This is a genomic window from Gammaproteobacteria bacterium, from assembly GCA_037388465.1.
Classification (GTDB): Bacteria; Pseudomonadota; Gammaproteobacteria; order SpSt-1174; family SpSt-1174; genus JARRKE01.
On sequence record JARRKE010000057.1, the window covers coordinates 1 to 12,420 of the forward strand.

Annotated in this window: 14 protein-coding genes; 8 read left to right on the forward strand and 6 right to left on the reverse strand. The window is 65.1% G+C overall.

Annotated features, from left to right (window positions below; all coding sequences use genetic code 11):
- A partial coding sequence (locus tag P8Y64_10535) for a cytochrome C (protein MEJ2060904.1) occupies positions 1–584 on the reverse strand: 584 nt, incomplete at its 3' end.
- A gap of 27 nt (positions 585–611) precedes the next feature.
- A complete protein-coding gene (locus P8Y64_10540; GenBank protein MEJ2060905.1) occupies positions 612–1,262 on the reverse strand; it encodes a c-type cytochrome in 651 nt (216 codons plus the stop codon).
- A gap of 233 nt (positions 1,263–1,495) precedes the next feature.
- Between P8Y64_10540 and P8Y64_10545 the strand changes: the two genes are divergently transcribed.
- Genes P8Y64_10545 through P8Y64_10555 form a run of 3 tightly spaced genes read left to right on the forward strand, consistent with a single transcriptional unit; the run spans position 1,496 to position 3,105 of the window.
- Complete coding sequence (locus tag P8Y64_10545) at positions 1,496–2,365, forward strand: YicC family protein (GenBank protein MEJ2060906.1); 870 nt, start codon at positions 1,496–1,498, stop codon at positions 2,363–2,365.
- A gap of 3 nt (positions 2,366–2,368) precedes the next feature.
- Positions 2,369–2,839 carry a cupin domain-containing protein gene (locus tag P8Y64_10550; GenBank protein ID MEJ2060907.1) on the forward strand — a complete coding sequence of 157 codons (471 nt, stop codon included), beginning with the start codon at positions 2,369–2,371 and terminating at the stop codon, positions 2,837–2,839.
- Positions 2,836–3,105, forward strand: a complete 270-nt coding sequence (locus P8Y64_10555) for a DUF2470 domain-containing protein (GenBank protein ID MEJ2060908.1) — start codon at positions 2,836–2,838, stop codon at positions 3,103–3,105. Before P8Y64_10550 ends, P8Y64_10555 begins: the two co-directional genes overlap by 4 nt.
- Here P8Y64_10555 and mltF read toward each other — a convergent pair.
- Positions 3,021–5,207, reverse strand: coding sequence for a membrane-bound lytic murein transglycosylase MltF (mltF, locus tag P8Y64_10560; GenBank protein MEJ2060909.1), 2,187 nt, complete (start codon positions 5,205–5,207; stop codon positions 3,021–3,023). The two genes, P8Y64_10555 and mltF, sit on opposite strands and share 85 nt — an antisense overlap.
- A gap of 157 nt (positions 5,208–5,364) precedes the next feature.
- On the opposite strand from mltF, the gene P8Y64_10565 reads away from it, so the two are divergent.
- From P8Y64_10565 to P8Y64_10575, 3 genes are all read left to right on the forward strand, one after another.
- A complete protein-coding gene (locus P8Y64_10565; GenBank protein MEJ2060910.1) occupies positions 5,365–5,793 on the forward strand; it encodes an Hsp20/alpha crystallin family protein in 429 nt (142 codons plus the stop codon).
- 71 nt (positions 5,794–5,864) lie between these two features.
- Positions 5,865–6,779: a DnaJ C-terminal domain-containing protein gene (locus P8Y64_10570; GenBank protein ID MEJ2060911.1), complete on the forward strand. Its 915-nt coding sequence runs from the start codon at positions 5,865–5,867 to the stop codon at positions 6,777–6,779.
- Positions 6,780–6,853: 74 nt separating this feature from the next.
- Positions 6,854–8,230: a DegQ family serine endoprotease gene (locus P8Y64_10575; GenBank protein ID MEJ2060912.1), complete on the forward strand. Its 1,377-nt coding sequence runs from the start codon at positions 6,854–6,856 to the stop codon at positions 8,228–8,230.
- A gap of 130 nt (positions 8,231–8,360) precedes the next feature.
- On the opposite strand, the gene P8Y64_10580 is transcribed toward P8Y64_10575, so the two are convergent.
- Positions 8,361–8,804 (reverse strand): molybdenum cofactor biosynthesis protein MoaE, encoded by a 444-nt coding sequence (locus tag P8Y64_10580; protein ID MEJ2060913.1) that lies wholly within the window; start codon positions 8,802–8,804, stop codon positions 8,361–8,363.
- On the reverse strand, positions 8,805–9,032 hold the full coding sequence (locus tag P8Y64_10585) for a MoaD/ThiS family protein (protein ID MEJ2060914.1): 228 nt from the start codon (positions 9,030–9,032) through the stop codon (positions 8,805–8,807). It abuts the gene before it with no gap.
- 98 nt (positions 9,033–9,130) lie between these two features.
- Between P8Y64_10585 and moaC the strand changes: the two genes are divergently transcribed.
- Positions 9,131–9,604 (forward strand): cyclic pyranopterin monophosphate synthase MoaC, encoded by a 474-nt coding sequence (moaC, locus tag P8Y64_10590; GenBank protein MEJ2060915.1) that lies wholly within the window; start codon positions 9,131–9,133, stop codon positions 9,602–9,604.
- Between the two features lie 8 nt (positions 9,605–9,612).
- On the opposite strand, the gene P8Y64_10595 is transcribed toward moaC, so the two are convergent.
- Positions 9,613–10,698: a DUF2333 family protein gene (locus P8Y64_10595; GenBank protein MEJ2060916.1), complete on the reverse strand. Its 1,086-nt coding sequence runs from the start codon at positions 10,696–10,698 to the stop codon at positions 9,613–9,615.
- A 175-nt stretch (positions 10,699–10,873) separates the two neighbouring features.
- On the opposite strand from P8Y64_10595, the gene P8Y64_10600 reads away from it, so the two are divergent.
- A partial coding sequence (locus tag P8Y64_10600) for an AsmA family protein (GenBank protein ID MEJ2060917.1) occupies positions 10,874–12,420 on the forward strand: 1,547 nt, incomplete at its 3' end.

A 12,420-nucleotide genomic window follows, 5' to 3' on the forward strand; every position in this document is an offset into this window, starting at 1 on the left:
GCGCAGTCGGCCTCATAGACCTGTTTGCCGCGGGCGATGCTCGGCGCCCGGTCCGGTTCGGCGATGGGCGGATAGCCCGCGCCCTTTAGGGCCACGCCCTTGGGGGCGCCGGTGGCGAGCCAGTGGAAATAGGCCTCCAACGCCTTGATCACCCTGCCGTTCGCGGGCGGCGGGCTGCCGTTCATGCTGAAGCGGAAACAACCCTGGATGCGCTGGGTGAGGGTGATTTCCCGCCCGCTTTTCTTGAGGTGTTTCGGGTAACCGACGTAGGCGGCCCACATCGGCGAGGCGTTCGCCAGGCGCCCGCGGTCGAGATGGCAGCTGACGCACTGCAGGCCGTTGCCCACGTATTTGCCGCGCAGGATCTGCGTGTCCACGAACACGTGCTCCCCGTAGCGCACCAGGCGGCCGAAGCGGTTGTCAGGAATCTGGTCCTCCGCGGGCGGGTGGAAAGGGGCCCGCCCTTTCGAGGCCGGCCAGGCGGTGGACGGGGCCGGCGTGGACGGCTGTGCGGCAGCCGGGTTTGCGAGCAGCAGGCCGGCCGCCAGCGGCAGCAGGCGCAGGAGCGGGCGCGGGTCGAACATGAAAGATCTCCACATAATCACAACGGCTCATTCGCCCATCGGTTCGAGGCTGGACAAATAGGCCGCTGCAGCGCGTACCTGGTGGGTTGAGAGGCGCAGCGCGATGGTGCGCATCAGCTGGTTCGGATCGTTGCGGCGTTCTCCGTCCTTCCAGGACCGGATCTGGGTTTGGATGTAGGCCGCGTCCTGCCCGGCCAGGGCGGGGAAATGCGGCGCGATGCCGCGTGCGCCGGGGCCGTGGCATTGAATGCAGGCGGGTATGAGTCTGTCCCAGTCGCCGCGGGTGACCAGCCGGCGGCCGGCGGCGATCAGAGCCGGATCATCCTGTGCCGTTTGCGTCGCGGGCGCATGCTGCGCCTGGTAATAGGCCGAGACGTCGCTGATTTCCCGGTCGCTCAGCGAGAGGGCGATGGGGTGCATCACCGGGCTGTCGCGAAACTGGTCGGCAAAATCGTGCAGCTCTTTTTGCAGATAGGCGGCGTGCTGCCCGGCGAGTCGTGGCCAGTGGCCGGCCAGTTTGCCTGCCCCGTGCAGCCCGTGGCAGACGGCGCAGGCGGGCGCGCCATGGCCGTTGCCGTGCATCACGATGGATTTGCCGGTCGCGAGGTCGGCACTGGTAGCGGGGCGGATGGTCAACAGGGTCAGGCACAAGACCGCCAGGAAAGGTCTGACTTTCACGTTCACAGGCTCTGGATGTCGGGAATATGCGCGATTTCGATAAAGCACAACCCCCTATAGAGCGCGAAAGCGCCAGGAAATTCACTGCAGGCGTGAAATTTTTATTTGTGCCGCCTTGAGCTTTCGTGCCGGCGGCTTTCGTTCCCGCAGCCGGGGGCATGGCCGAGCCCGGGCCATGCAGGGTAAAGTGGGGCGCTCGTCGGACCAGGTCCGCAATCTATTAGGAGAACGGCGTGTTCAAAAGTATGACCGGCTTTGCGCGCATCGAGCGCGAGACCCCCTGGGGCAGCCTGGTATGGGAACTGCGCAGCGTGAATCACCGCTATCTGGAGATCAGCCTGCGCATGGCAGAGGAATTCCGTGCCATGGAGAACGGCCTGCGCGAGGCGGCGCGGGAAAAACTGGCGCGCGGCAAGGTGGAGGCCTCTCTGCGCTTCTCCCCGACGTTGGGCGCCGAATCCAAGCTTACCCTCAACGAACCGCTGGCCCGCGCGTTGCTGGATACCTGCATGGAGGTCGAGGACTGGATCACCAATGCCGCACGCCTCGGGGCGATGGATATTCTGCGCTGGCCGGGGGTGCTCCAGGAGCCGGAACCGGAAAACGAGGCCCTGCAGGCGGCGGCACGCGAATCCTTCTCTGAGGCGCTGGATGCGCTGGTCACTGCGCGTGGCGCCGAGGGCCAGCGGCTGCAGGATTTGATCAGCCAGCGCAGCGCGGCCGTGGCCGATCTGGCGAAACAGGCGCGCGCCCGGCGGGAAATGGTCAACGCGGGTTTGCGCGAAAAACTCCAGGCGCGGATCGCCGAACTGGGCGTGAGCGAACTCGATCCCGGCCGCCTTGAGCAGGAGGTCGCCCTGCTGGCGCAGAAACTGGATGTGGACGAAGAGCTCGACCGGCTGGACGGCCATCTCCAGCAGCTGAACGAGATTTTCGAGCGTGACGACGCGGTGGGACGCCGCCTGGATTTCCTGATGCAGGAGTTCAACCGCGAGGTGAACACCCTCGGTTCCAAGTCGCAGGACGCCGAGACCACCCGGCTGGTGGTGGAGCTCAAGGTTCTGATCGAGCAGATGCGCGAGCAGATCCAGAACGTGGAGTAGGGTATGGGCATAGCCAGAGACAACGAGGTCGACTGGGAAGGTTTCGCGCACGGAGACCGCTTTGTCGGCCGCCGCAAACGGCTGACCGAGGCCGCCGGCGGCGATCAGCTCGGCTGCAGCGTGTACGAGGTGCCGCCGGGCTGCACGGCCTTTCCGTTTCATCTGCATCACGCCAACGAGGAGGCGATCTATATCCTCGAGGGGCGGGGCACGCTGCGCCTCGCCGACGGCGAGCACGTGGTGGGCGCCGGCGATTACATCGCCCTCAAGGCCGGCAAGAAGGGGGCGCACCAGCTGGTGAACACCTTTCGCAAGCCGCTGCGCTACCTGTGTTTTTCCACTATGACCGGCCCCGACGTTACCGAATATCCGGACAGCAACAAGGTGGGCATTCTGTTCGGCCTGGCACGCAAGTCGCGCCGCGTCTACATGCGCAACGGCAAGGAGGTCGATTACTGGGACGGCGAGGTATGAGCCCGGCGGGACTGGATGCAGAGACGCGGGCCGGCATTCTCGCCCATATGAACGCGGACCATCAGGCGGCGCTGCGCCATTATCTGCGCTGCGAGACGGGCATCGTGGTGGGCGAGGACGAGCCGCTGGAGATGACGCAGATCGACGAACGCGGTTTCGTGGTCCGCCGTGGCGGCAAGGATTACCGGATTGCGTTCGAGGCGCCGGTCCATTCCGCCGCCGAGGCGCGCCAGGCGCTGGTGGGCATGGCGCGCAAGGCCTGCTGAGCCGGGCGCTGTTCGAGCAGGCGCAGATAGGCCTGGTACCGGTCGCGTATCTGGCGTACGTAGTTCACCGGTTCCCGGCCCCGCACGTAACCGTGGCGGGCCTGATTGGCGTATTTCCGCTTGGAGAGCAAGAGCATGGCGCGCTCGACGTTGCCGAACCAGCGGTCGGGGTTCCAGCCCTTGCGCGCGGCCAGACGCCGGGCGTCACGCACATGCCCCGCGCCGGCGTTGTAGGCGGCGAGGGTGAACCACATGCGGTCCTTGACCGGCAGGTCCGGCTCGAAGCGGTCGCGCAGCCAGTCGAGATACATCACCCCGGCGCGGATGCCGTTGGCGGGCTTTTCGAGGTGATCGACGCCAAGCTCGCGCGCCGTTCTGGGCAAGACCTGCATCAGACCGCGTGCGCCCGCCCAGGAGCGCGTGTCGGGATCGAAGCGGCTTTCCTGATACATCTGAGAGACGATCAGGCGCCAGTCGAAGTGGTATTCGCCGGCGTAGCGTTTGACCAGTTTGTCGTAGGGCGATAATTCGCCCTGCGGATTCAGGGCGGGCCGCTCCGCCTGGCGGGTGCGGATCAGGCGGGTGTTGCGGAAGTACTTGTTGTAGGTCACGTTGTAGAACAGCCCCCGGTATTCCTTTTTCAGGAACCGGTTGGCCGCGGCCAGCAGTTTGCGGTCTCCGCTGCGCATCGCCCAGGCCTGCGGCTGGGGTTTGGTGAGATTGAGCACGCCCTTGATGTCGTCGCGCCAGGCCATCTCCAGCTCCAGGATCTGCGAGTCCGCCACCGTCAGCGGGTATTTGCCCGAAGCGACCCGGGCGATGATGGCCTCGGTTTCCATGTCCTCCGGGGCCAGGCGGATGTGCAGGCCGATCCCTTCGCGGCGCAGTTTCTCCAGGGTCTGCCAGTAGCTGCTGGTGCGCCGTACCACCAGGGTTTTGCCGGCCAGGTCGGCTGGCGAGTCCAGGTCCTTGGCGCCCGAGGGGGCCACCACCACCTCGGAGGCGTAGTGATAGGGGCGGGTGAAGACCACGCCCTGGCGTTCGCGGTCCTTGGTCGGGGTCAGGAAGGCGGCGATCATGTCGCCCTTGCCTTCGCGCAGCATCGGGATCAGGCGGTCCCGGCTCGGGGCCACCACCATTTCCAGCCGCACCCCGAGGGACTTGGCGAAACGCCGCGCGAGTTCGTAATCGAATCCCATCAGTTCGCCGCGCCAGAGAAAGTAGGTGGCCCCGCTGTTGCGTGTGATGACGCGCAGGACCTTGCGTTTGCGGATGCCGTCCAGGTCCACCGTATAGGTGGGCTGGGTCGGGCGCGTGAGCTGTTCGTGGGTCAGGAAACGGTCCAGCGCCTTGCGCAGTTCCGGATTGTCCTGGCGGATGCCCCAGGCGAGCGGCTGCTCCTTGCTGAGTTGCAGGCCGGGGCGAATGCCCTGGTGGTATCCCATCGCCTCGTCGAGCAGGTTGTTGTCCAGGATGGTGTAGGCGATCTTGCTGGCGGCGACCTGGTCCAGCAGGTCGTCGATATCAGTGGCGGCGGGGACTTGCTCGACGCGCAGGCCGCTGACGCGCTTCGCCAGTTTGCGCGCCGTTTGCGCATAGGTGGTGCCGGGCAGCACGGAGAGGGTTTTGCCGCGCAGATCGCTCAGTCTGCGTGGCGGCTTGCCGTGCGGGCCGAGTACCAGTTGTTCGTGCACGTGGCCGATCGGAACGGTGAAGGCGAGTTCTTTGCGTCGCTGATCCGTCATGGTCAGGTTGGCGGCGATCACGTCGCCCTTGCCCGCCTTCAGCAGGGGGATCAGTTCAGGGAACGGGGCGTAGACCAGCACCGGCTTGAGCCCCTGCTGGTGGGCGAAGCGTTCCGCGAGCTGCTGTTCCATGTCGAGGGGATAACCCGACCGTGGCAGACGTTCGGGCGGCAGCCTGGGCATCAGGATGCGCAGGTTCCCCCGTGCATGCAGCGCGGCCAGATCGCCGGTTTCGACGTAGGTTTGCTCCGGCGTCTGCGCAGCGGCCGCGGGTTTGGCGTTTTGCCCGTCGCCGTTGCCGCAGGCGGTGAGCAGGGCGGTGGTTGCCCAAATCGCGCAAATGAGAATAAGGCGCATCTTGTTGTTTTTCCCCTGGTATGACCTGAGGGTAAGGGAATCTCTGCAGGATGCAAGAAACCTTGAATTTTCGCCCTTTGTCATTATTTAACTGACAGAGCGGACAGTAACGTCTCTCGATTATTCACTTTAGATGAGCATTCAGGAGGTGTTTGACATGGCACTGATGCGTTACGAGCCTTGGAGCCTGTTGAGCCAGCTTCAGCGTGAGATGGACAACATGTACGGGCGCCGGGACGAGGAAGGCGCGGCCACCAGCGATTGGGTGCCCGCCGTGGATATCAAGGAAAACGAGGATGCCTATGTGCTGCACGCCGACGTACCGGGCGTGGAGCCGAAGGACATCGAGATCCACATGGAAAACGGCGTGCTCACCATTCGCGGCGAGCGCAAGGAAGAAAAGACCGAGGAACGGGAGAACTACAAGCGCGTCGAGCGCGTACGTGGTACGTTCTACCGGCGTTTCACCCTGCCCGATACCGCCGATGCCGCCAATATCTCGGCCAAGAGCGTGAACGGCGTGCTGGAAGTGCGTATTCCCAAGCAGGAAAAGGCGCAGCCCCGCCGCATCACCGTCGAGGGCTGAGCATCACGTCTGTATGAGCAGAACGAAAACGCCGCGTCCAACGCGGCGTTTTCGACTCACTATGAGCTGAGATGGAATACAAGGACTACTACAAGATTCTCGGCGTCTCCCGCGACGCACCCCAGGACGAGATCAAGAAGGTCTATCGTCGTCTGGCGCGCAAGTATCACCCGGACGTCAGCAAGGAGGCCGATGCCGAGGACCGCTTCAAGGAAGTGAACGAGGCGTACGAGGTCCTCAAGGACCCGGAAAAGCGCAAGGCCTACGACCAGCTCGGCGCCAACTGGAAGGCCGGCCAGGAGTTCAGGCCGCCGCCCGGCTGGGAGCAGGGCTTCGACTTCGGCGGGGCCGGCGGCGGCTTCGAGGGATTCGCGGGCGGCAGCGGTTTCAGCGATTTCTTCGAGTCGCTGTTCGGCGGCGGTTTCGGCCGTGCCGCCGGCGGGCACGGCGGATTCCGCGCCAAGGGCCAGGATGTCATCACCGGCATTGACATCGATCTGGAGGAGGCCTTTCATGGCAGCCAGAAGTCGCTGCGTCTCTCCACCGGCAAGACCCTGCAGGTGCGCATCCCCGCCGGGGTGACCACCGGTCAGCGCATCCGCCTGAGCGGCCAGGGTGGACCGGGCATGGGAGGCGGTCCGAACGGGGACCTGTATCTGGAGGTGCACATCCGGCCGCACGCGTTGTACCTGCTCGACGGCCGGGACATCAGCCTCAATCTGCCGGTCACGCCCTGGGAGGCGGCCCTGGGCACCAGCCTGGAGGTGCCGACGCTGAGCGGACGGGTGAATATCAAGATTCCCGCCGGCACGCAGTCCGGACGCAAGCTGCGTCTCAAGGGGCGGGGCCTGCCGGGCCATCCGGCGGGTGATATGTATCTGGTGATCCATATCAGCACGCCGCCGGCGGACAGCGCCGCGGCGCGGGATTTCTACGAGCGGATGCGCAAGGAGATCCCGTTCAACCCGCGCGCCCATCTTTCGTGATCCGTGGCGTAGGAACTTTTCCCCCGCGGGTCTCTCTTAAACCCCTGAGATTTCAGACTATGAAAGATATAAAGATGCGATTTGCCAAGGTCTTATTCCTGCTTCCCTTCCTGATGTTCGTCTCGGTGCCGGTGCAGGCCGCCATAGCGCCGCTGCCCCCCATGGTGAACGATCAGGGCGAGCCCTCGCTGGCGCCGATGCTGAAAAAGGTGCTGCCCGCCGTGGTGAACATCGCCACCCAGGGTGTCGAGAAGGTGCAGAACCCGCTGATGCAGGATCCCTTCTTCCGCCGCTTTTTCAACCTGCCGGACATGCCGCAGGAGCGGAAGGTCGAATCGCTTGGTTCGGGGGTGATCATCGACGCCAAAAAGGGCTACATCGTCACCAACAACCACGTGATCGCCAATGCCAACCAGATCACCGTGAACCTGCGTGACGGCCGCCAGTTCAAGGCCAAGCTGATCGGCACCGATCCCGCATCGGACATCGCGGTCATCCAGATCAAGGCGCATAACCTCACTGCGCTGACCATCTCCAATTCATCCAAGCTGGAGGTCGGCGACTACGTGGTGGCCATCGGCAATCCCTTCGGTCTCGGCCAGACGGTGACCTCGGGTATCGTCAGCGCCCTGGGCCGCACCGGACTGGGCATCGAGTCCTACGAGGACTTCATCCAGACCGACGCGCCGATCAACCCCGGCAACTCCGGCGGCGCGCTGGTGAACATCAAGGGCCAGCTGGTGGGCATCAACACCGCCATCCTGGGGCCGAGCGGCGGCAATATCGGCATCGGTTTCGCCATTCCCTCGAATATGGTCAAGGACGTGATGAGCCAGCTGATCGAATACGGTCAGGTGCGCCGCGGCCGACTGGGGGTCATCGCCCAGAACCTCACGCCTGAACTGGCCAAGGCCTTCAACATCAAGTCCGGCACCAAGGGCGCGGTCATCTCCCAGGTCGAGCCGCATTCCTCGGCCGCCAAGGCGGGCCTGCGTGCCGGCGACGTGGTGACCGGCGTCAACGGTCAGCCGGTTGCCAGTGCTTCGGATCTGCGCAACGTGGTCGGCCTGCTGCGGGTCGGCACCGAGGTGCGCATGCAGGTGCTGCGCGACGGCAAGACCCGGGATCTGGTCGCCAAGATCGACCAGGCGGCGACGCAGAGCGTCGACGGCGGGCGTGTGGCCAAGGCGCTGAGCGGACTGGTGCTGGCGAATATCGACGCCGATTCCCCGTTGCACGGCAAGGTTAAGGGTGTGCTGATCGCGGGCGTCGATCCGTCTTCCGAAGCGGCCCAGGTGGGCCTGCAGAAGGGGGATGTGATCACCTCGGTGAACAAGCGCGCGGTGACTGACATCAAGGAGCTGGAGGCCGCCGCCCGCGGCACGGACGGTGCGGTGCTGTTGAACATCTGGCGCCAGGGCAATTCCCTGTTCGTGGTGCTCGGACAGTAACGGAAACGCCCGCCGGGGCGATGCTCCGGCGGGCGTTCGCTTCAACTACCGGACTTAACAGGTTGTTATCGCTCAGGTGAGCACGATTTTGACGCCCTATCGTGCCGCATGAGTAGATAAAAACAGCCTGTTAGCCGGGCGTGTTGTGTTCCACCCAGCGCTCGCTACCGTCGGTGAGGGCCTCCTTCTTCCAGAAGGGGGCCTTCGACTTCAGGGCCTCCATCAAAAACCGGCAGGCCTCGAAGGCTGCGGCACGATGCGAGCTCCACACCGCGGCCAGCACGATGGGTTCGGCCGGTTGCATCTCGCCGACCCGGTGCACGATCAGGCCGTCTTCAAGCGGCCAGCGTGAAAGCGCCTCGTCCAGCAGGTTTTCCAGCACGCGTTCGGCCATGCCCGGATAGTGTTCCAGGGTCATAGTGCGGACGTTGTCGCCTTCGTTGAAATCCCGCATGCGTCCCACGAAACAGGCCGTCGCGCCCAGGCCGGTATGGCCTGCGTGCTCGCGCTGTTCGTAGTCCTGCAGGGTCTGCCAGGGGTCGAACGGGGCGGTGAGGATGCGGACCGCGGCCATTCAGCCTCCGGTCACCGGCGGGAAGAACGCCACCTCGTCGCCGGTGTTTACCGCCTGATCCAGGGTGGCGTACTCCTGGTTCACGGCGATCAGCACGTTGGGCGGGAGTTCCGCCTCGCCGGTGGCGCGCTGCCAGATCTCGGCCACCGTGCCGGCGCCGTCCACGCGGTCGCCCTCGCGCCCCAGCCGGTCGCGCAGGCTGGCGAAGTATTTAACCGTAATGCTCATGTTCTGCTAACCTGATCCGTCTATCCGGGCATTTTAGCCCCTCTCCCGGCCCAATGCCGAAAGACCCTGCGGGCGCCGCTAGTAATGAGTGACTGGTCATGAGCGAATTGACGCATTTCAACGAGCGCGGTGAAGCGCACATGGTGGATGTCGGCGAGAAGTCCGAAACCCACCGGGTCGCGGTGGCGGAAGGCCGCATCGCCATGAAGCCCGATACCCTGGAGCACATCCGCCTTGGGGATCACCGCAAGGGCGACGTGCTCGGCGTGGCGCGGGTGGCGGCGATCATGGGCGCCAAGAAGACCGCCGACCTGGTGCCGCTGTGCCATCCGCTGGCCCTGACCTCGGTCGAGGTGGACTTCGCGCTGGAGAAGGAGCCCGCCGCCGTGCGGGTGCACGCCCGGGTGGAGACGCGTGGGCGCACGGGGGTGGAGATGGAAGCGCTCACCGCGGTGCAGGTGGCGCTGCTCACGATCTACGACATGTGCAAGGCGGTCGATCGCGGCATGGAAATGGGGGGCGTGCGCCTGCTGCGCAAGTCGGGCGGACGTTCGGGCGACTGGCGCCGCTGAGCGATCCGTCAGCCCTTGGTCAGCAGGTCGCGCAGGTCGATCACCGCCGCATTGGCGCGCGACAGATAGGACGCCATCACCAGCGAGTGATTGGCCACCAGGCCGAAGCCGCTGCCGTTCAGGATGATCGGACTCCACACCGTCTGCTGGGTCGCCTCCAGCTCGCGAATGATCTGGCGCAGGCTGACCAGCGCATTCTTTTTCACCAGCACGTCGTGGAAGTCGTACTCCACGGCCTTGAGGAATTCGATCAGCGCCCAGGCCGAGCCGCGTGACTCGTAGAACACGTCGTCGATCTGCAGCCAGGGTGTCTTGACCTCCATCTCGGAAGGACGCGGCGTGGCCTGATGCGCGGCGGTGTCGCCGGCCAGGTCGGTGTTCACGCGCATCTGCCCGACGCTCGCCGAGAGGCGCTGCGACAACGAACCGAGGCGTTTGCTCACCAGGCCCAGCCATTGATTCAGGTTGTCGGCGCGGGTGTAGAACTGGGCGTCCGGGTCGTCCGCCTGGGCCAGCCGGTGCAGGTAGCGCTGCAGGGCCTTGATGCCTTCGCGGTACTGGCTCTCGGAAGGCGGGAACAGCCAGGACTCGCTGTCGAAGTTGAAGCGCGGTTCGGCGATCACCAGGTCCGGGTCCTCGGTGGACTGGGACTGGGAGCGCGAGAAGTCGTTGCGCAGCGCGTGGGCCAGGTCGCGCGACTGCACCAGCACGCCGAATTCCCAGTTGGGCATGTTGTCCAGCAGCACGCCGGGCGGCATCACGTCGTTGCTCAGGTATCCGCCGGGTTTGTCGAGCAGGGTGCTCATGACGGTGATCAGGGTGGCGGTTGTTACGTAGCCCGGCACGAGATGCTCGTGATCGCGCTCCGCCATGGCCTGGGCGTTGGCCACCACGTCGAAGGAGGCCGGCGTGCGGCTCCAGTAGATGCCGATGCCGGTCAGGACGATGACCAGGGTGATGGCCAGCAGGCCGGTGGTCCACAGGGCTCCGCGCGCACGCCAGGTTTCGGGGTGGTAGTAACGCAGCAGGCGGTCGAAGGCGTTCGTCGACCAGGTGCCGAAACGTGAGAAAGCTGTGCGTATCCGTTCTAACATCAGGGTATTCCCGGTGAGCAGGCCTTGGAAAAATGCATCGAGCGACCCGCGTGAACCTGTGTGGGCATTGTATACGCAATCTCCGGCGGGAGTGTGACCGGGGTCCCTTCGCGCGCATCGGAGGGCGCGTTACACTTAGCGCCCGAAACACTCGTCTAGCCATGGAGACTGGACTATGAAGGCGCTGAAACGTGTGGTGTTGGCGTTGGTCATCCTGCTGCTGCTCGCCATCGGGGCGGCCGCCTGGTTCATCTCCACCTTCGACCCGAACCGCTATCGCGGCGATATAGAGGCCGCCGTCAAGGACGCGACGGGGCGCACCCTCTCGCTCAAGGGCGATATCCAGCTTTCCTATTATCCCTGGCTCGGGCTCAAGCTCGGCGCCACCAGCCTCAGCAACGCCCCCGGTTTCGGTGCGGAGCCCTTCGCCAGCGCCAAGGCCATCGAACTGCACGTGGCGCTGCTGCCGTTGATCTTCCAACGCTCGCTGCAGCTGTCCACCCTGGGGCTCGACGGCCTGACCCTGAACCTGGCACGCAACCGTCAAGGTGTCACCAACTGGGATGACCTGACCAAGCAAAAGCAGGCACCCGCCGCGCCGGCCAAGGGGGCCGCCCAGCCGGCCGCCGCCCAAGGTAGCGGCGAATCGCCGTTCCGTCACATCACCATCGAGGGCGTGCAGATCAAGGATGCGGTGGTGCATTGGCACGATGCCCAGACCGGCACCTCGCTGGTGGTGGATCCCTTCAATCTGCAGACCGGCGCCATCGCCGAGGGCGTGGCCTCCCCGGTGCAGTTGTCCGCCCATGTGAAGCTGGACAAGCCGCGCCTGGACATCAAGGCGAACCTGACCACCCGCCTGACCGTCGGGCTGGACAACAAGCGATTCCAGGCCGACCACCTCAAGCTGGGGGTCACCGCGACCGGTGACGCCGTGCCCGGCGGCGAAGTCGACGCCTCGCTGGATACCAATGCGCTGGTCGATCTCGACGGCAACGTCGCCAGCCTCAAGCCCCTGGAGTTGCAGGTCTACGGGGTGGACATCAAGGGCAGCGCCGCCGCCACCGGCGTTCCGGACAAGCCGGTGGTCAAGGGCCGCCTGGATGCCGGCACCTTCAATCCGCAGGTGGTGCTGCAGGCCTTGGGTATTCAATTGCCCAAGATGGCCGACAGCGGGTCGCTGACCAACGGCCAGTTCGGGTTCAGTTTTACCGCCAGCCAGCAGGCCGTGAACGTGCCCGACCTCAAGCTGCAGCTGGATGATTCCAACGTGGCCGGTTCGGTCAGCGTGGCCAATTTCGACCGCCCCAACGTGAACTTCAATCTCGCGGTGGACCAGTTGGACGCCGACAATTACCTGCCGCCGCCCGAGAAGAAATCCGCGGGCAAACCGGCCCCGGCCGCCGCCAAACCCGCCGCCGCGGCTGACGACCGCATCGATCTGCCGACCGACCTGCTGCGCCGCCTGACGTTGAACGGGCAACTGACCCTCGGCCAGCTGCAGATCGAGAATATGCAGCTCAGCAAGCTCAAGGCCGTGGTCAGCGGCGCGAACGGCCTCGTCGCCATCAAGCCCCTGACCGCCGCGCTTTACGGCGGCGGCCTCAACGCCAACGCCGCCCTGGATGTGCGCCAGGCCACGCCGGTGTGGCGGGGCGGATTCAATCTGCAGAACGTGAAACTCGGCGACCTGCTGCAGGACTATGCGGGTGACCGTTATCT

Coding starts and splice junctions, on each gene's coding strand:
- P8Y64_10550 (MEJ2060907.1), top strand. CDS start 2,369: ATGGGCATAGCCAGAGACAACGAGGTCGACTGGGAAGGTTTCGCGCAC.
- moaC (MEJ2060915.1), top strand. CDS start 9,131: ATGAGCGAATTGACGCATTTCAACGAGCGCGGTGAAGCGCACATGGTG.
- P8Y64_10570 (MEJ2060911.1), top strand. CDS start 5,865: ATGGAATACAAGGACTACTACAAGATTCTCGGCGTCTCCCGCGACGCA.
- P8Y64_10565 (MEJ2060910.1), top strand. CDS start 5,365: ATGGCACTGATGCGTTACGAGCCTTGGAGCCTGTTGAGCCAGCTTCAG.
- P8Y64_10575 (MEJ2060912.1), top strand. CDS start 6,854: ATGCGATTTGCCAAGGTCTTATTCCTGCTTCCCTTCCTGATGTTCGTC.
- mltF (MEJ2060909.1), bottom strand. CDS start 5,207: ATGCGCCTTATTCTCATTTGCGCGATTTGGGCAACCACCGCCCTGCTC.
- P8Y64_10585 (MEJ2060914.1), bottom strand. CDS start 9,032: ATGAGCATTACGGTTAAATACTTCGCCAGCCTGCGCGACCGGCTGGGG.
- P8Y64_10580 (MEJ2060913.1), bottom strand. CDS start 8,804: ATGGCCGCGGTCCGCATCCTCACCGCCCCGTTCGACCCCTGGCAGACC.
- P8Y64_10555 (MEJ2060908.1), top strand. CDS start 2,836: ATGAGCCCGGCGGGACTGGATGCAGAGACGCGGGCCGGCATTCTCGCC.
- P8Y64_10595 (MEJ2060916.1), bottom strand. CDS start 10,698: ATGTTAGAACGGATACGCACAGCTTTCTCACGTTTCGGCACCTGGTCG.